This is a genomic window from Rathayibacter sp. AY1A3, assembly GCF_002930975.1.
Classification (GTDB): domain Bacteria; phylum Actinomycetota; class Actinomycetes; order Actinomycetales; family Microbacteriaceae; genus Rathayibacter.
In genome coordinates, this window is record NZ_PSTO01000041.1 from 1 (window position 1) to 16,902 (window position 16,902).

A 16,902-nucleotide genomic window follows, 5' to 3' on the forward strand; every position below is an offset into this window, starting at 1 on the left:
CTCTACGGGTGCCCGGCCCCCCGTCTCCCCTCCGCGAGACGCCGCTCCGGCACGCGACTCGCCGATGGAGGTGTACGAGAGCGGAGTCTCGCGGAGGGGAGACGGGGGGCCGGGCACCCGTAGAGTGGCCGGGTGGAAGCAGCCGACATCGCCGACGACATCACCGAGGTCCTCTACACCGAGGCCGAGATCCACGAGCGGATCCGCGACCTGGCCCGCGCCATCGAGCGCGACTACGCGGGCGAGAACCTGCTCATCGTCGGGGTGCTGCGCGGCGCCGTGATGGTGATGGCCGATCTGGCCCGCGAGCTCAAGCTCGACATCGTCATGGACTGGATGGCCGTCTCGTCCTACGGGAGCGGCACCAAGTCCTCCGGCGTCGTGCGGATCCTGAAGGACCTCGACTCCGACATCACGAACCGCAAGGTGCTGATCGTCGAGGACATCATCGACTCCGGCCTCACGCTCTCGTGGCTGCAGGGCAACCTCCGCAGCCGAGGCGCCGAGTCCGTCGAGATATGCGCGCTCTTCCGCAAGCCCGCGGCCGCCAAGGTCGAGGTCGACGTGGCCTACGTCGGCTTCGACATCCCGAACGAGTTCGTGATCGGCTACGGGCTCGACTACGCCGAGCGCTACCGCAACCTCCGCGATGTCGCCGTCCTCGCCCCGCACGTCTACGAGTAGCCCCGCGGACACCGCGCAGGAGAGCCTCGAGCGGCTCTTCGCGGTGCCGCTGCTGGGCTACCACATGAGCTACCCGACCTCGCTGCGGGCCGACCTCGAGTTCAACTACTGGTGGCTCGCGCACGCGATCGACGCGGCCGTCGACGCCTTCGAGCGCACGGGCGACGAGGCGCACCTGGAGCGGGCCCGGCGGATCCACCGCGCGATCCGCCTCCGCAACGGCGGGCGCCTGGTGAACGGCTACTTCGACGACATGATGTGGCTCGGCGGCGCGCTCGCCCGCCTCGGGGAGGCCTCCGGCGACCCGCGCTTCCTCGACCGGGCCGACCGCCTGTGGCGCTTCGCCGTCGCGAAGGGCTGGAACCTCCGCCACGGTGCGAGCCTCGCCTGGCGCCGCCGGCAGCTGGACTACAAGAACGCGCCCGCGAACGGCCCGTTCGCGATCCTCGGCGCGCGCCTGGAGCGGCTGCGGCCGGACGGTCGGGAGGAGCTCTCGCGCGCCGCCCTCGACTGGATGCACGTGCGCCTCCGCGACGACGACACCGGCTTCGTCGCCGACGGCATCGGCCGCGAGGGAGGTTCCGCGCGCGACGACTGGGCCTTCAGCTACAACCACGCCGTCTACATCGGCGCGGCGCTCGCCCTGCACCGCCTGCGGCCCGACCCCCGCCTGGTCGCCCACGCCTCCCGCACGGCCGAGGACCTGCTGGACCGGCTCGCCCCCGATGGCGTCTTCGTCGACCAGGGATCGGGGGACGGCGCCCTGTTCGGCGGCATCGCCTACCGGCACCTCGTCGACCTCGCCACGACGAGCGGAGTCGCGCCCGCGGTGGCCGCCCGCCTCCGCGGCTTCGTCGCCGGCAGCGTCGCCGCGCTGCAGAGCTCGAGCGTCCGCCGCGGCGTGCTGCTGGCCGGGCCCCGCTGGGACGCGCCTCCGTCGCTGCCCGCCACGCTCTCGGCCGAGATCGGCGCCGTGCTCGCCCTGGAGGCGTCAGCGCGACTGGACCGGTCGCCGGTGCCGTCAGACTGACGGGGTGAAGGCACCCGAGAAGCGCACCGTCGCCGTCGTGATCAACCCGAGCAAGTTCGACGACGTCGGCGCCGCGGAGGACCTGGTCGCGACGATCGCGCGCCGCCACGGCTGGAACGAGCCGCTCTGGTTCGAGACCAGCCCGGGCGACTCCGGTGCCGCCGCGGCCCGCGCCGCACTCGAGGCGGGCCCGGACCTGGTCTGCTCGATGGGAGGCGACGGCACCGTCCGCGCCGTCGCCACGGTGCTGCGGGGGACCGGCGTCCCCTACGGCCTGCTGCCCAGCGGCACGGGCAACCTCCTCGCGCGGAACCTCGGGATCCCGCTCGGCTCGCTGCCCGAGGCGGTCGAGATCGCCCTGCTCGGGCAGGACCGCGCCATCGACGTGGGCACGGCCGCGTTCGACGACGGCGAGGAGCGGGTGTTCATGGTGATGGGCGGGGTGGGCCTGGACGCCGAGATCATGGACAAGACGGACGAGGAGCTGAAGAAGCGGGTGGGCTGGGGCGCCTACTTCGCGGCGGGGGCGCCGGCGATGTTCAAGGCCGGATTCGAGGTGACCCTCACGATCGACGGCGCTGAGGAGCCTCCGCAGCGCTGCTTCATGGTGCTGGCCTGCAACTGCAGCTCCGTGGTCGCGAACATCGAGCTGGCCGCCGGAGCCGTGCTCGACGACGGCGACCTGGAGCTGGTGCTGCTGCGTCGGCGCTTCGGCCTCGCGCTGGATGTCGCGACCGGCAACCGCAACGGGCTCGCCTCGCTCCGGCAGTGGCCCGGCCGCGAGTTCTCGTTCGAGCTGGACCAGCCGGTGCTCGCCGAGCTGGACGGCGATCCGGTCGGCCGCACCCGCTCCGGGCGCTTCGGCGTGGATCCGGGCGCCCTGCTCGTGCGCCTGCCGGTGCCGACGCCCCGGAGCCCGGGACTGACTCCGCACGACTCGGTGATCGTCGACACGTCCGCCATCGCGACGCTGCTCCCGGAGCCGCCCTCCTCCTGACGCTTGCGCGCTCTTCTTTACGGTTGTAAGTTATCTGACGGACGTAAAGAAGGCGCTCCTCGCGCCGGGAAGAAGGACCCCGTGACCGATCCGCGGCTCACCCGCTCGCGCGAGCTCCTGCTCACCGCGATCACGACGGCACTCGACCGCCCGGGCGACGACCAGCCCTCCATCACGGAGCTCTGCGGCGCCGCGGGCGTCAGCCGCCCCACGTTCTACCAGCATTTCGGGGATGTGCCGTCCCTGATCGAGGCCGCCGCGGTGGAGCGGATGCACGCGCTGTTCGGCGACGTCGCTCCCGGCACCGCCCCCGCCGACTGGGAGGGCGCGGTCCCCCGCATCGTCCGCGGGCTCCTCGAGGGCCTGCTCGTGCACGCCGACTTCTACCGCCGCGTGCTGAGCGGAGGCACGGCCCGCGCCGTGCAGGAGTCGGTCGTCGCGTTCCTCGCGCAGCGGCTCCTCGCCTTCTCGCCTCTCGCCGAGCGCGGATCGGGCGGCGGCGACCACGCCCGCGTCGAGCGCTTCGCCGTCCTCCTCGCCGCCGGCACCACCTGGCTGGTCGTCGGCTGGCTCCTCGACGGCGACGCCCGCCGTCCCGTGGCCTCGGCCTCCGCCGACATCGCCGAGCTCCTCGTCACCGGAGTCGCCTCGCCGCGGCTCGCCGCCCTGCACTCCACGAAGTAGAAGGACCATGACCACCTCCCCGCTCCGCCGCGCCCTGCGCGCCGTGAACCCGCGCCTCGTCGTCGTCTTCGCCGCGATCGCGCTCATCCCGCTGATCTACGCGGGACTGCTGACCTCGGCCAACCTCGATCCCACGCACCACCTCGACACGGTGCCCGCCGCGATCGTCAACGAGGACACCGGCGCGACTGCCTCGGACGGCTCCGCGCTCGCCCTCGGCGACGACCTGACCGAGCAGCTCACCACCGACACGTCCGGCTCGGACTTCGCCTGGACGGCGACCGGTGCCGACGAGGCGTCCCGCGAGCTCGCCTCCGGCGACGTCCTCGCCGTCCTGACGGTGCCGGCCGGCTTCTCGGCCGACGTCGCCTCGGTCGGCGGCGACGACCCCGCCGCGGCCGTGCAGGCGAAGCTGTCGATCGAGACGAACGACGCGGCCAACCTGATCGTCGGCAACATCGCCTCCACCATCGGCACCACCGTGACGAAGACGCTGGAGGAGAAGGTCGGCGCGACCTACCTCGAGAACGTCTACCTCGGCTTCACCGACGTGCACTCGAGCCTCGAGCAGGCGGCCGACGGCGCCGCTCAGCTGGCGGACGGCGCCGGGACCGCGGCGTCCGGCTCCTCCGAGCTGGTCGTCGGGCTCGCGCAGCTGCAGGACGGCACCGCGCAGCTGGCGACCGGCGCCGACTCCCTCCGCTCGGGCGCGGGGAGCGCGGCCTCCGGAGCGTCCGACCTCTCGTCGGGACTCCAGCGGATCGCGAGCGGGACCGGTCAGCTGCCCGACCAGGCGGCGGCGCTCGACACGGGAGCCCGCACGGTCGCCGACGGCGCCCAGCAGCTCGACGGCGGAGCGGCGTCGCTCGCCTCGGGCGCCGCCGACCTCGCCGCGGGGACGTCGACCCTGAAGGACGGCGCGGCCTCGGCGGCGTCCGGCGCCGAGGCGCTGGCCACCGGGTCCGCCTCCCTCTCCGACGGAGCGGGGAAGGCCCTCGCAGGAGCCCAGCAGCTCGCGACCGGCGCGGGAGCGCTCGCGACCGCCACTCCGCAACTCGCCACCGGGGCGACCGGCGTCGACTCCGGCCTCGCCTCCCTGCTCTCGCGGTACGACTCGCTGTCCGACGCCCAGCGCGTGGCCGAGCTGACCGCCCTCGAGCAGGGTGCGGCCGCTCTCGCGGGCGGAGCCGCCTCGGCGGACGCGGGCGCGCAGACGCTCGCCTCCGGTGCGACCGCGCTCGTCGGCGACGACGGCAGCGGACTGACGGCGCTGGCCGCCGGTGCCGCCACGGTCTCGGGCGGAGCCGCCGACCTCGCGACCGGCACCGCCGCTCTGTCCACCGGGGCGACCTCCGCCGCCGACGGCGCCCAGAAGCTGCAGACCGGTGCGCAGGCCCTCGCCCAGGGAGCTGCGACCCTCGACGGCGGAGCCGCGCAGGTCGCCGGCGGAGTGGACACCCTCTCCGGCGCGGTCGGCCCGCTCACCAGCGGCATCGCCTCCGCGGCCGCCGGCGCCTCCGACCTCGCCTCCGGGACGGCCGCCCTCGCGACGGGCGCCTCGGACCTCGCGGACGGCGCCGAGACCGCCGCGACCGGCTCGGCCGACGCGGCCACCGGTTTGCAGGACCTCGCCGACGGGATCGACTCGCTCGCCTCCGGATCGCGCACCCTCGACACGAAGCTCTCGGACGGCGCGGACGACGTGCCCACCTACACCGGCGAGCAGGCTCAGGAGCTCAGCACCGTCGCGGCCGCCCCGGTCGGGATCGACGCCGAGCGGATGAACCGCGTGCCGTCCTACGGCTACGGCCTCGCTCCCTACTTCATGGCGCTCGCGCTCTGGGTCGGCGCGCTCGCCTTCTACCTGATGAGCGCCCCGCTCAGCTCCCGCCTCCTCGCCGCGCGCCGGCCCGCCTGGGTCATCGCGCTGCGCAGCTACCTGCCCGGCGCGCTGATGGCGGTCGCCCAGGGCGTCCTGGCCGCGCTCGTCATCCGCTTCGGAGTGGGCGTCGAGGCGTCGAACCTGCCCGGGCTGATCGGGATCGCCGTGCTCACGAGCCTCACCTTCGTGGCGATCAACCAGGCGCTGATCGCGCTGCTGGACGCCCCGGGCCGGTTCCTGGCGCTGCTGATGATCGTGCTGCAGCTGTCCTCGGCCGGAGGCACCTACCCGGTCGAGACCGCACCTGCCTTCTTCCAGGCGATCCACGGCGTGCTGCCGCTGACCTGGACGGTGGAGGCGTTCCGCTCGCTGATCGCCGGCGGCAGCATCGGCGTCGCGCACGCGGTCCTGGTGCTCGTGCTCTGGCTGGTCGGGGCGCTCGCCGTGACCGTGCTGGCCGCCGCCCGCCGCCGCCGCGGCCTCATGCCCGCCCTCCGCGACCCGGAGCCCCTCCTCGAGTCGGCCTGACGCGGGCTGTGCGGGCCCGTCCGTCCGTCCGCGCCTGCTGCCCCTCCGTTCTCGCGGCGCGTCCCGCTCGGACACCTTCGCCTCCTTCCCGAGACCGCAGTAGTTGTCGCTGTCGAGCTCGAGTGCGACAACTCCTGCGCTCTCGCGGCGCGCCCCGCCCGGACACCTTCGCCTCCTTCCCGAGACCGCAGTAGTCGTCGCTGTCGAGCCCGAGTGCGACAACTCCTGCGCTCTCGCGGCGCGCCCCGCCCGGACACCTTCGCCTCCTTCCCGAGACCGCAGTAGTCGTCGCTGTCGAGCCCGAGTGCGACAACTCCTGCGCTCTCACGGCGCGCCCCCACCGCCGAAGCGCCGATCCCCGCGACCTCCACCCGCAAGGCAGAGGACGCGGACCGGGAAACGCGTGCCAGCGTTTCCCGGCAGTCCGACGCACCCCGCTCTGCGGAACGCACCATCTCGCGAAGCCGACCGCGCGCGGGGATGCGGCCCGCCGCATCCCCGCCGGACGGCGCCGACGCGTGCCAGCGTTTCCCGGCAGTCCGACGCACCCCGCTCTGCGGAACGCACCATCTCGCGAAGCCGACCGCGCGCGGGGATGCGGCCCGCCGCATCCCCGCCGGACCACACAGCCCGCGGCCGTTCGGCCCACGGCGAACGCGTGGGCGGCGCTCAGAGTGCGGGAGGTAGCCTGGCAGGCACAATCTCCTCGTCAGAAAGGCGCCGGGTGTCGCACCCGCAACAAGCATGAACGTGAAGCGCATCTTCCGGGGTCCCATCCTCTACGTCGTCCTGGCGATCGTCGCGGTGTGGATCGGCTCCTCGCTGATCACCATGTCCGGCTTCCGGCCGGTCACGACGCAGGAGGGTCTCGACCTCCTGAAGGACGGCAAGGTCGACTCGGCGAAGATCGTGGACGGCGAGCAGCGCGTCGATCTCACGCTCAAGGAGGCCGACGGCGACAACGGCACGCAGGTGCAGTTCTACTACGTGGCCCCTCGCGGCGCGGAGGTCGTCGACGCGGTGTCCGCGGCCGATCTCGGCAGCACCGGCTACAACGACGAGGTCCCGCAGACCAACTGGTTCCTCTCGGCCCTCGGCTTCCTGCTCCCCATCCTGCTGATCGGCGCGTTCTTCTGGCTGATGCTCTCGGGCATGCAGGGCGGCGGCAACCGCGTCATGCAGTTCGGCAAGTCGAAGGCGAAGCTCGTCTCGAAGGAGTCGCCCAAGGTCACGTTCGGCGATGTCGCCGGCGCCGACGAGGCGATCGAGGAGCTGCACGAGATCAAGGAGTTCCTCAAGGAGCCCGCGAAGTTCCAGGCCGTCGGCGCCCGCATCCCGAAGGGCGTCCTGCTCTACGGCCCTCCCGGCACCGGCAAGACCCTGCTGGCGCGCGCGGTCGCGGGCGAGGCGGGCGTCCCCTTCTACTCCATCTCCGGATCGGACTTCGTCGAGATGTTCGTCGGCGTCGGCGCGAGCCGTGTCCGCGATCTCTTCCAGCAGGCGAAGGAGAACTCGCCGGCCATCATCTTCGTCGATGAGATCGACGCCGTCGGCCGCCACCGCGGCGCCGGCATGGGCGGCGGTCACGACGAGCGCGAGCAGACCCTCAACCAGCTGCTGGTCGAGATGGACGGCTTCGACGTCAAGACGAACGTCATCCTGATCGCGGCGACGAACCGCCCCGACATCCTCGATCCCGCACTGCTACGTCCGGGCCGCTTCGACCGCCAGATCGGCGTCGACGCCCCCGACCTGCTCGGCCGCAAGCGGATCCTCGAGGTCCACGGCCGCGGCAAGCCGCTCGCCGGCGGAGTCGACCTCGAGGTCGTCGCCCGCAAGACCCCGGGCTTCACCGGCGCCGACCTGGCCAACGTCCTCAACGAGGCCGCACTGCTCACCGCCCGCTCCAACGCGCAGCTGATCGACAACCGCGCGCTCGACGAGGCCATCGACCGCGTCATCGCGGGGCCGCAGCGCCGCACGCGGGTCATGCGCGACAAGGAGAAGCTGATCACCGCCTACCACGAGGGCGGACACGCTCTGGCGGCGGCGGCGATGCGCCACACCGACCCCGTGACCAAGGTCACGATCCTTCCGCGCGGTCGCGCCCTCGGCTACACGATGGTGCTCCCGCTGGAGGACAAGTACTCCACGACCCGCAACGAGCTCCTCGACCAGCTCACGTACGCGATGGGCGGCCGCGTCGCGGAGGAGATCGTCTTCCACGACCCCACCACCGGAGCGTCGAACGACATCGAGAAGGCGACCTCCATCGCCCGCAAGATGGTCACCGACTACGGCATGTCCGCGAACGTCGGAGCGGTCAAGCTCGGCCAGTCGTCGGGCGAGATGTTCCTCGGCCGCGACATGGGCCACCAGCGCGACTACTCCGAGCAGATCGCCGAGACGGTCGACGCCGAGACGCGCCAGCTCATCGAGCAGGCGCACGACGAGGCGTGGCAGGTCATCAACGACAACCGCGACATCCTCGACCGCCTCGCGATGGAGCTGCTCGAGAAGGAGACGCTCGACCACGACCAGCTGGCCGAGATCTTCAAGGACGTCCGCCGCATCGACGAGCGCCCGCAGTGGCTCTCGAGCGACAAGCGCCCCCTGTCCGACCTGCCGCCCATCGCGGTCCCGGTCGCCAAGGCGCCGATCGACTCGGGTGCGACCGACGGGGGAGTCTCCTCCGCCGGTGCCGACGAGGTCGCGCCGAAGCGCCCGCCGCTGATCAACCCGCGCCCCGCGACGGCGTAGCGCGCGCGTGCCCGTCGACAAGGCGCGCATCGAGGCGGCCGTCGCCGAGATCCTCGCGGCCATCGGGGACGACCCGGGCCGCGAGGGACTCCTCGACACGCCGCGGCGGTTCGCCGAGGCGTACGAGGAGTTCTTCGGCGGGTTCGACGACGACGCCGCGGCCCAGCTGACCGAGACGTTCGCGGTGGTCGAGGGCGGCCAGGAGTCGCCGCTCGACCAGACGGTGATCGTGCGCGACCTCGCCTTCCGCTCCGTCTGCGAGCACCACCTCCTGCCGTTCCTCGGCGTCGCGCACATCGCCTACCGGCCGCGCGAGCGGGTCGTCGGCCTCGGCCGGCTGCCGCGCGTGGTCGAGACGGTCGCGTCGCGACCGCAGATCCAGGAGCGGATGACCGAGCAGATCGCCGACGCGCTCGAGCAGGGCCTCGCTCCCGAGGGAGTGCTCGTCGTGGTCGACGCCGAGCACGGCTGCGTGCGGATGCGCGGGCCGCGCCAGACCGCGAGCTCGACCGTGACGGTCGCCGCCCGCGGCTCCCTCGCCGACCCGGCCGCCCGCGCCGAGATCATCGCGCTGATCGGCGCCGCGCGGGGGGAGTGACGTGGCCACCACCGTCGCCGACCTCACGCCGACCGGCCGCGCCGCGCTCCTCGGGATCCTCAACGTCACTCCGGACTCGTTCAGCGACGGCGGCCGCTGGCTGTCCGTCGACGACGCCGTCTGCCACGGCCTCGACCTGACCCGGCCCGCCGGGGACGGACCCGCCGCGTTCGGCGCGGACCTGGTCGACGTCGGCGGAGAGAGCACCCGCCCCGGTGCGGCCCGCGTCGACTCCGCCGCCGAGCAGGGCCGCGTGCTGCCCGTCGTCCGCGCCCTCGCCGCGGAGGGGGTGCGCGTCAGCATCGACACGATGAGCGCCGCCACGGCGGAGGCCGCCCTGGACGCCGGCGCCGTCGTCGTCAACGACGTCTCCGGCGGCCTCGCCGATCCGCGGATGCTCCCGCTCGTCGCCGAGCGCGGCGCCGTCTACATCGCGATGCACTGGCGCGGGCACAGCGCGGGCATGACCGCTCTCGCGTCCTACGGCGACGTGGTGGCGGACGTCCGCGGCGAGCTCGAGCGCCGCGTCGACGCCGCCCGTGAGGCCGGGATCCGGGACGACCGCCTCCTGCTCGACCCCGGCCTCGGCTTCGCGAAGGTCGGCGCGCACGACTGGGCGCTGCTGGCCGGGCTCGACGCGATCGTCTCGCTGGGCTTCCCGGTCCTGGTCGGCCACTCGCGCAAGCGGTTCCTCGCTCCGTTCGCCCCCGCCGGCGCCCCGGCCGCCGAGCGCGACGAGGTCTCCGCCATGCTGAGCCTCGTCGCCGCCGGGCACGGCGCCTGGGGCGTCCGGGTCCACGACGTCCGCTCGTCCGCCCGCGCCCTGGCCCTCGCCGCCCGACTCCAGGAGGAGACCCCGTGACCGCGATCGACCCCGCCGCCCTGGCCGTGCGCGACTCCATCACCCTCACCGGGCTGCGCGTGCGCGCGCACCACGGCGTCTTCGACTTCGAGCGCGAGAACGGCCAGGACTTCGTGATCGACGCGACGGTCTGGCTCGACACCGCGCCGGCGGCCGAGGGCGACGCGCTGGCCGAGACGGTGCACTACGGCGAGCTCGCGATCGCCCTGGCCGACGCGGTGACCCGCGACCCGGTCGACCTCATCGAGACCCTGGCCGAGCGCCTCGCCCGGGTGGCCCTGGGTTTCGCCGCCGCCGACGTCGTCCGCATCACCGTCCACAAGCCGGACGCGCCGATCCCGCTGCCGTTCGAGGACGTCGCCGTGCAGATCACGAGGACCCGCTCGTGAGGCCGCGGCAGGAGCGCGTCCGCCCGGTGCGCCACGTCGTGCTCGCGCTCGGCAGCAACCTCGGCGACCGCCTGGCGCACCTCGAGGAGGCGCTGCGGGCCCTCGCCACGACGCCGGGCCTGCGCATCGAGGCGGTGTCCAAGGTCGTGGAGTCGCCCGCGTGGAAGCCCGAGGGCGTCGACGAGGACGCGCCCGGGTACCTCAACGCGGTCGTGACCGGCTCGACCGTCCTCGAGCCCGACGACCTGCTCGCGGCGACGGCGGCGATCGAATCGGCCGGCGGCCGGATCCGCGGCGAGGGCGAGGAGCGCTGGGGCGACCGGACCCTCGACATCGACGTGATCGCGGTCGGCGGCGTGCTCCGCGACGACGCGCACCTGACCCTCCCGCACCCGCGGGCCGCCGAGCGGGCGTTCGTGCTCGAGCCGTGGCTCGACGCCGAGCCGGCGGCGGTCCTTCCCGGAGCCGGACCCGTGGCCGAGCTGCGCGCACGGGCGACCGACCGCGTGACCGACCACCCGGCCGGGCTGACCTGGCCGGGGCGCGACTCCGCCCGCGGCACCACCGCCGACCCCGAGAGCAGGACCCCGTGAGGCGCACCCGCATCAGCACCCTGCTCGGACTCGGCCTCGCCGGGGCCGTCGCGGGGTTCCTCCTCGACCTCGCGATCGCCGCCGCCGGCCGCCCCGTGCTCATCCCGCCGCTGACGGTTCCGCTGACCCTGATCGTGGTCGCCGCCCTCGTGCTCGGCTTCGCCGTCCCGATCCACCGCGCCACGAAGGGCACGCTGCGCCGGCCCATCGATCCGTTCCGGGCGATGCGCGTCGTGGTGCTGGCGAAGGCGTCCAGCCACGTCGGTGCTCTGCTGCTCGGAGCCTCCGGCGGCATCCTGGTGTACCTGCTGAGCCGTGCGATCCCTTCGCTAGGCTCCGTGTGGCAGGACGTCGCGACCATCGTGGGTGCGCTCGTCCTGCTGGTGGCCGGCCTGGTCGCCGAGCACCTGTGCACCATCCCGCCGAGCGACGACGACAGCGCCGTCGGCGAGGTGAACCACGCCTGACGCCGACGCCCGGATCGCCGCGGGCAGTGAGGACGACGCCATGCCCGCCGAGCCCGAGGACGCGTCGCCGACGACCCGCCGCGACGCGAGGGGACGCCGGCGGGACCGCCTCGACATCACGGGGGAGTGGCGCCGCGTCTCGCCCCGGTACGTCGCGGTCGAGATCGTGTCGGCCGTCGTGTCGAGCGTGCTGCTGCTCGCCGTGCCCGTGGTGCTGATGCTGATCGGCCTGCCGTGGGGCTGGATCCCGCTGGCCGCCGCGGCCGCCCTCGCGGTGACCCTCCTGATCGTGGCCCCGCGCCGTGCGCGCGCCTACGGCTACCTCCTGCGCCAGGACGACCTGCTCTTCCGCCGCGGCATCATGTTCCAGCGCTTCGTGTCGGTGCCGTACGGGCGGATGCAGCTCATCGACGTCAACCGCGGGCCGCTCGCCCGGGCGCTCGGCCTCGCCGACCTCCGCTTCGTCACCGCCGCCGCGGCGACCGGCGTCAGCATCCCGGGCCTGGCCGAGCAGGACGCGGAGGAGCTCCGCGACCGCCTGGTCGAGCTCGCCGAGTCGCGCCGGGCGGGCCTGTGACCGAGCTCCGCGCCGTCGAGACGGACCTCGCCGACGGGGAGTGGCACCGCCTCCATCCCGCGACCCCGGTCCTCAAGGGCGGGATCGGCCTGCTGGTCGTCCTCGGCATCGTGATCACGAACCTCCGCGAGCGCCTGGTCGAGCTGTTCCTGCCCGGGCCGGAGGGGTTCGAGAGCGGCGATCCGGTCGACGAGCTGCTGCGCCGCGGTCTCGTCGGCTGGGCGCTGCTGGCGGTCGCGGTGGGCCTGGCGGTCGCCGTCTTCGCGTTCTGGCTGTCCTGGCGGATGCACACCTTCCGCATCACGGACGAGCTCGTCGAGGTGCGCTCCGGCGTGCTCTTCCGGACCAACCGGCGGGCGCGGCTGGACCGCATCCAGGGCATCGCGGTGCAGCGTCCGCTGTTCGCGCGGCTGTTCGGAGCCGCGAAGCTCGAGGTGAGCGTGGCCGGGCAGGACGCGAACGTCCAGCTGTCGTACCTCGGGTCGCGCTTGGTTGACGCCCTGCGCCGCGACATCCTGCGGCTCGCGTCCGGGGTGCGCGAGCGGGAGGCGACGGTCGACGGCGCGGCGCCCGCGGGCGGGTTCCTGGCGCGGCGGCTGGAGGAGTTCGGCGAGCCTCAGGACGAGACGCCGCCCGAGTCGGTCGTCTCGATCCCGCCGGGCCGGCTGCTCGGCTCGCTCGTCTTCAGCGGCTTCACGCTGTTCCTGGCAGCCTCGGTCGTCGCCGTGGTGTTCGTCGCCGTCTACGGCTCGCCCTACGTGCTCTTCGCGATCCTGCCGGGCCTGATCGGCTCGGGCAGCTACTACGTCCGCCAGTTCGTGCGCTCGCTCCGGTACTCGATCGCCGCGACGCCCGACGGCGTGCGGGTCGGCTACGGCGTGCTCTCGACCAGCAGCGACACGATCCCGCCCGGCCGGATCCACGCCGTCGAGATCACGCAGCCGCTGCTCTGGCGCCCCTTCGGCTGGTGGCAGGTGCGGATCGACCGCGCCGGCCACGCGGCCTCCCGCGGGGCGAACGGCGAGCCGAACACCACGATCCTGCCCGTCGGCGACCTCGCCGCGGTCGAGCGCGTCCTCGCCCTCCTGCTGCCCGGACCGGCTGAGGGAGCGGAGTCGACGCCCGTCGGAGACGCACTCCGGCACCGCGACGCGGCCGGCTTCACCCGGGCGCCGCGCTCGGCGGTGTGGCTCCGCCCCTTCTCGTTCCGGAGGACCGGATACCGGCTGACGGACGAGGTCGCGATCCTGCGCAGCGGAGCGGTCTGGCGGCGGGTCGCCGTGGTGCCCCTGGCGCGGATGCAGAGCGTCGGGGTCCAGCAGGGACCGCTCCAGCGCCTGCTCGGGCTGGCCTCGGCGCGCGTGCACACGGTGGCCGGCCCCGTCACTCCGCTCGTGCCGGTGATGAGCGCAGCCGACGGACTCGCCTTCTTCGAGAGCCTCGCGACGGCCGGAGTGCGGGCCGCCGACCGCGACGCGAGCCACCAGTGGGGGCGGCGGGCGGCCGCACCCGCCCTGCCCGACCGGCCCGCTCCGGAGGGGGAGCCGCATGCCTGAGAACCGCCGCGACGGACGCCTGGGCGTCGGCGTGATCGGTGCCGGACGCGTGGGCCCGGTGCTCGGTGCCGCGCTCGCCGGGGCCGGCCACGCCGTGATCGGGATCGCCACCACCAGCGAGAGCGGCCGCGAGCGCGCCGACGCGCTGCTCACTGGAGTCCCCGTGCTCGCGATCCCCGAGCTCGTCGAGCGCAGCGAGCTGGTGATCGTCGCCGTCCCCGGGAGCGAGATCGCCGCCCTGGTCGCGGGGCTCGCCGCGACCGGAGCGTGGCAGCCCGGCCAGCTGGTGCTGCACACGGCACCCGAGCACGGCTACGGGGTGCTCGCTCCGGCGCTCGCCTCCGGGGTCATCCCCCTGGCAGTCCACCCGGCGATGGCCTTCAGCGGCACCAGCCTCGACCTGGCGCGCCTCGCCGAGACCTACTTCGCCGTGTCGGCACCGGGCCCGGTGCTGCCGATCGCGCAGGCGCTGGTGGTCGAGATGGGCGGGGAGCCGGTCACCGTGGCGGAGGCGGACCGCGCCGCCTACGCGGAGGCCGTCTCGACCGCCACGACCTTCTCGACCGCGATCGTCGACCAGGCGGCGGGCCTTCTGGCGGGCATCGGCGTCGAGAAGCCGGGCTTCTTCCTCTCCAGCCTCGTCCGCTCCTCCGTCGACGACGCCCTGCGCCGCGCGGCGGGCTGACGCGCGCCGCCGCTCGAGACGCCGCTCCGCGGGTGGGACGCCGCTCGGGAGGCGGTGCCCCGCGGAGGAGCACGGCGTCCCGGTGCCGAGGGCCCCGGTGGTCGCGGGCCCGCCGGTAGCATCGTCGGGTGATCAGCACCCTCCACCGCATCGGCGACCTCCGCGAGCGGCTGCAGGAGGCGCGGCGGGCCGGTCGGCGCATCGCGCTCGTGCCGACGATGGGCGCCCTCCACGCCGGGCACCTCGCCCTCGTCGAGCGGGCTCGCGAGCTGGCCGACGTCGTCGTCGTGTCGGTGTTCGTGAATCCGCTGCAGTTCGGTCCGACCGAGGACCTGGACCGCTACCCGCGCGACCTCGAGGGCGACACCGCCCTGCTCGACGCGGCCGGGGCCGACCTCCTCTTCGCTCCGGGAGTCGCCGAGATGTACCCCGACGGGCCGTCCTCCACGAGGGTCGTCGCGGGCGAGGTCGGCGGCTTCTACGAGGGGCGCGCGCGGCCGGGGCACTTCGACGGGATGCTCACCGTCGTCGCCAAGCTCCTGAGCATCGCCCAGCCGGACGTCGCGGTCTTCGGGCAGAAGGACGCGCAGCAGCTGTTCCTCGTGCGCCGCATGGTCCAAGACCTCGACCTGCCCGTGGAGATCGAGGGCGTCGGCATCGTGCGGGAGGAGGACGGGCTCGCCCGCTCCAGCCGCAACCGCTACCTCGACGAGGAGCAGCGCCGCGCGGGCCTCGTGCTGCCGCGCCTCCTCGCGGCCGCCGCGGAAGCCGCGGACCGCGGTGCCGCCGCGGCGATCGAGGCCGCCGAGGCCGTCGCGCACGCCGAGCCGCTCGTTAAGCTGGACTACCTCGTCGTCGTGGATCCCGCGACGCTCCTCCCGGTCGACGCCGACCACCGCGGCCCGGCACTCGTGCTCGTCGCCGCGATCGTCGGCACCACCCGCCTCCTCGACAACGCCCCGATCCTGCTCGCCTGATCGCGGCCGTCCGCCCCGAACCGAAAGCACCGCGACCCCTCATGGCCGACACCCCCGACGTCCCCGAGTCCACGACCCCCGCCGCCGAGCAGTCCGACTCCGAGCAGGCCGCCGCCGAGCGGGCCGCGCAGCAGGAGGCCTCCGAGCAGAAGGCCGTCCGCCTCGCCAAGCGCGAGCGCCTGCTCGAGCTCGCGGGCGACGACCTCGGCGCCGGCGCCTACCCCGTCGCGGTCGGAGTCACCGACACCATCGCGGCCGTCCGGGCGCGCCACGAGGGCATCGAGCCGGACGTGAAGACCGGCGAGCGCGTCGGCCTCGCGGGCCGCGTGGTGTTCCAGCGCAACACGGGCAAGCTCTGCTTCGCGACGCTGCAGGCCGGCGACGGCGAGCGGATCCAGGCCATGGTCTCGCTCGGCGACGTGGGCGAGGAGTCGCTCGCGGCGTGGAAGGAGCTCGTCGACCTGGGCGACCACCTCTTCGTCGAGGGCGAGGTCGTCTCGAGCAAGCGCGGCGAGCTGAGCGTGTGGGTGTCGGAGTGGACGATCGCCGCGAAGGCGATCCTGCCGCTGCCGAACCTGCACAACGAGCTCGGCGACGAGACCCGGATGCGCCAGCGCTACCTCGACCTGATCGTGCGCCCCCAGGCCCGCGAGACGGTCGTCACCCGCGCCCGGGTGAACGCCTCCCTCCGCGACACCTTCGCCTCGCACGAGTTCCTCGAGGTCGAGACCCCGATGCTGCAGGTGATGCACGGCGGCGCCTCCGCCCGCCCCTTCGCCACGCACTCGAACGCCTTCGACACCGAGCTGTACCTGCGCATCGCGCCCGAGCTCTACCTCAAGCGGGCGGTCGTCGGCGGCATCGACCGGGTCTTCGAGATCAACCGCAACTTCCGCAACGAGGGCGCCGACTCCACCCACTCGCCCGAGTTCGCGATGCTCGAGGCCTACCAGGCGTACGGCGACTACAACTCGATCGCCGACCTCACCCAGGAGCTGATCCAGAACGCGGCGCAGGCCGTCGCGGGCTCGCACGTGGTCACCTGGGCCGACGGCACCGAGTTCGACCTCGGCGGCCGGTGGGACCGCATCTCGATGTACGAGAGCCTGTCGCTCGCGGCCGGAATCGCGATCACGCCGGAGACGGAGCTCGCCGAGCTCGAGACCCTCGCCGCGCGCGAGGGCGTCGAGGTGCACGTCCCCACGCACGGCAAGTACGTCGAGGAGCTGTGGGAGCACTTCGTGAAGGGCGGCCTGACGCGTCCGACCTTCGTGATGGACTTCCCCGTCGACACCTCGCCGCTCGTGCGCGCGCACCGCAGCATCCCGGGCGTCGTCGAGAAGTGGGACCTCTACGTCCGCGGCTTCGAGCTGGCCACCGGCTACTCCGAGCTGATCGACCCGGTCGTGCAGCGCGAGCGCTTCGTCGAGCAGGCCCGCCAGGCCGCCGCGGGCGACGACGAGGCGATGCGCCTGGACGAGGACTTCCTCCGCGCCCTCGAGCACGGCATGCCCCCCACCGGCGGCATGGGCATGGGCATCGACCGCCTCCTGATGGCGATCACCGGCCTCGGGATCCGCGAGACGATCCTGTTCCCGCTCGTCAAGTAGGGTCGCGGGAGCCGAGGGGGAGA

16 protein-coding genes are annotated in these 16,902 nt (G+C 73.8%); all 16 read left to right on the plus strand.

Features of this window, described 5'->3' with window-relative positions:
- The first annotated feature begins 132 nt into the window (after positions 1-132).
- The 16 genes from hpt to lysS all read left to right on the plus strand — a co-directional run bounded on the left by hpt (position 133) and on the right by lysS (position 16,879).
- Entirely contained in the window at positions 133-684 is a 552-nt protein-coding gene (gene hpt / locus C5C10_RS15075) for a hypoxanthine phosphoribosyltransferase (RefSeq protein ID WP_104224109.1), read from the plus strand.
- A complete protein-coding gene (locus C5C10_RS15080; protein ID WP_104266654.1) occupies positions 650-1,714 on the plus strand; it encodes a glycoside hydrolase family 76 protein in 1,065 nt (354 codons plus the stop codon). The genes hpt and C5C10_RS15080 overlap by 35 nt, the downstream gene beginning before the upstream one ends.
- 4 nt (positions 1,715-1,718) lie before the next feature.
- Entirely contained in the window at positions 1,719-2,711 is a 993-nt protein-coding gene (locus C5C10_RS15085) for a diacylglycerol kinase family protein (RefSeq protein ID WP_104234307.1), read from the plus strand.
- Positions 2,712-2,792: 81 nt separating this feature from the next.
- On the plus strand, positions 2,793-3,395 hold the full coding sequence (locus C5C10_RS15090; RefSeq protein ID WP_104226013.1) for a TetR/AcrR family transcriptional regulator: 603 nt from the start codon (positions 2,793-2,795) through the stop codon (positions 3,393-3,395).
- Positions 3,396-3,402: 7 nt separating this feature from the next.
- On the plus strand, positions 3,403-5,805 hold the full coding sequence (locus tag C5C10_RS15095) for a YhgE/Pip domain-containing protein (RefSeq protein WP_104329669.1): 2,403 nt from the start codon (positions 3,403-3,405) through the stop codon (positions 5,803-5,805).
- 744 nt (positions 5,806-6,549) lie between these two features.
- Positions 6,550-8,565 (plus strand): ATP-dependent zinc metalloprotease FtsH, encoded by a 2,016-nt coding sequence (ftsH, locus tag C5C10_RS15100; protein WP_104329670.1) that lies wholly within the window; start codon positions 6,550-6,552, stop codon positions 8,563-8,565.
- A 7-nt stretch (positions 8,566-8,572) separates the two neighbouring features.
- Positions 8,573-9,163 carry a GTP cyclohydrolase I FolE gene (gene folE / locus C5C10_RS15105; protein WP_104224103.1) on the plus strand — a complete coding sequence of 197 codons (591 nt, stop codon included), beginning with the start codon at positions 8,573-8,575 and terminating at the stop codon, positions 9,161-9,163.
- 1 nt (position 9,164) lies between these two features.
- Positions 9,165-10,025 (plus strand): dihydropteroate synthase, encoded by an 861-nt coding sequence (folP, locus tag C5C10_RS15110; protein ID WP_104329671.1) that lies wholly within the window; start codon positions 9,165-9,167, stop codon positions 10,023-10,025.
- Entirely contained in the window at positions 10,022-10,414 is a 393-nt protein-coding gene (gene folB, locus C5C10_RS15115) for a dihydroneopterin aldolase (RefSeq protein ID WP_104347803.1), read from the plus strand. The genes folP and folB overlap by 4 nt, the downstream gene beginning before the upstream one ends.
- Positions 10,411-11,007, plus strand: a complete 597-nt coding sequence (gene folK, locus C5C10_RS15120) for a 2-amino-4-hydroxy-6-hydroxymethyldihydropteridine diphosphokinase (RefSeq protein ID WP_104329672.1) — start codon at positions 10,411-10,413, stop codon at positions 11,005-11,007. The genes folB and folK overlap by 4 nt, the downstream gene beginning before the upstream one ends.
- Positions 11,004-11,474, plus strand: coding sequence for a DUF3180 domain-containing protein (locus tag C5C10_RS15125; protein WP_104329673.1), 471 nt, complete (start codon positions 11,004-11,006; stop codon positions 11,472-11,474). Before folK ends, C5C10_RS15125 begins: the two co-directional genes overlap by 4 nt.
- A 40-nt stretch (positions 11,475-11,514) precedes the next feature.
- Positions 11,515-12,051 carry a PH domain-containing protein gene (locus tag C5C10_RS15130; RefSeq protein ID WP_104234302.1) on the plus strand — a complete coding sequence of 179 codons (537 nt, stop codon included), beginning with the start codon at positions 11,515-11,517 and terminating at the stop codon, positions 12,049-12,051.
- Positions 12,048-13,607, plus strand: a complete 1,560-nt coding sequence (locus C5C10_RS15135) for a PH domain-containing protein (protein WP_104329674.1) — start codon at positions 12,048-12,050, stop codon at positions 13,605-13,607. Before C5C10_RS15130 ends, C5C10_RS15135 begins: the two co-directional genes overlap by 4 nt.
- A complete protein-coding gene (locus C5C10_RS15140; RefSeq protein ID WP_104329675.1) occupies positions 13,600-14,292 on the plus strand; it encodes a Rossmann-like and DUF2520 domain-containing protein in 693 nt (230 codons plus the stop codon). The genes C5C10_RS15135 and C5C10_RS15140 overlap by 8 nt, the downstream gene beginning before the upstream one ends.
- Positions 14,293-14,420: 128 nt before the next feature.
- Positions 14,421-15,269, plus strand: coding sequence for a pantoate--beta-alanine ligase (panC, locus tag C5C10_RS15145; protein WP_104329676.1), 849 nt, complete (start codon positions 14,421-14,423; stop codon positions 15,267-15,269).
- 41 nt (positions 15,270-15,310) lie between these two features.
- Positions 15,311-16,879: a lysine--tRNA ligase gene (lysS, locus tag C5C10_RS15150; RefSeq protein ID WP_104224095.1), complete on the plus strand. Its 1,569-nt coding sequence runs from the start codon at positions 15,311-15,313 to the stop codon at positions 16,877-16,879.
- Positions 16,880-16,902 lie beyond the last annotated feature (23 nt).

Excerpts from the sequence above, each read along its gene's own strand:
- C5C10_RS15140 (WP_104329675.1), top strand. The coding sequence starts at position 13,600 with ATGCCTGAGAACCGCCGCGACGGACGCCTGGGCGTCGGCGTGATCGGT.
- C5C10_RS15080 (WP_104266654.1), top strand. The coding sequence starts at position 650 with ATGTCGCCGTCCTCGCCCCGCACGTCTACGAGTAGCCCCGCGGACACC.
- lysS (WP_104224095.1), top strand. The coding sequence starts at position 15,311 with ATGGCCGACACCCCCGACGTCCCCGAGTCCACGACCCCCGCCGCCGAG.
- ftsH (WP_104329670.1), top strand. The coding sequence starts at position 6,550 with ATGAACGTGAAGCGCATCTTCCGGGGTCCCATCCTCTACGTCGTCCTG.
- C5C10_RS15095 (WP_104329669.1), top strand. The coding sequence starts at position 3,403 with ATGACCACCTCCCCGCTCCGCCGCGCCCTGCGCGCCGTGAACCCGCGC.
- C5C10_RS15130 (WP_104234302.1), top strand. The coding sequence starts at position 11,515 with ATGCCCGCCGAGCCCGAGGACGCGTCGCCGACGACCCGCCGCGACGCG.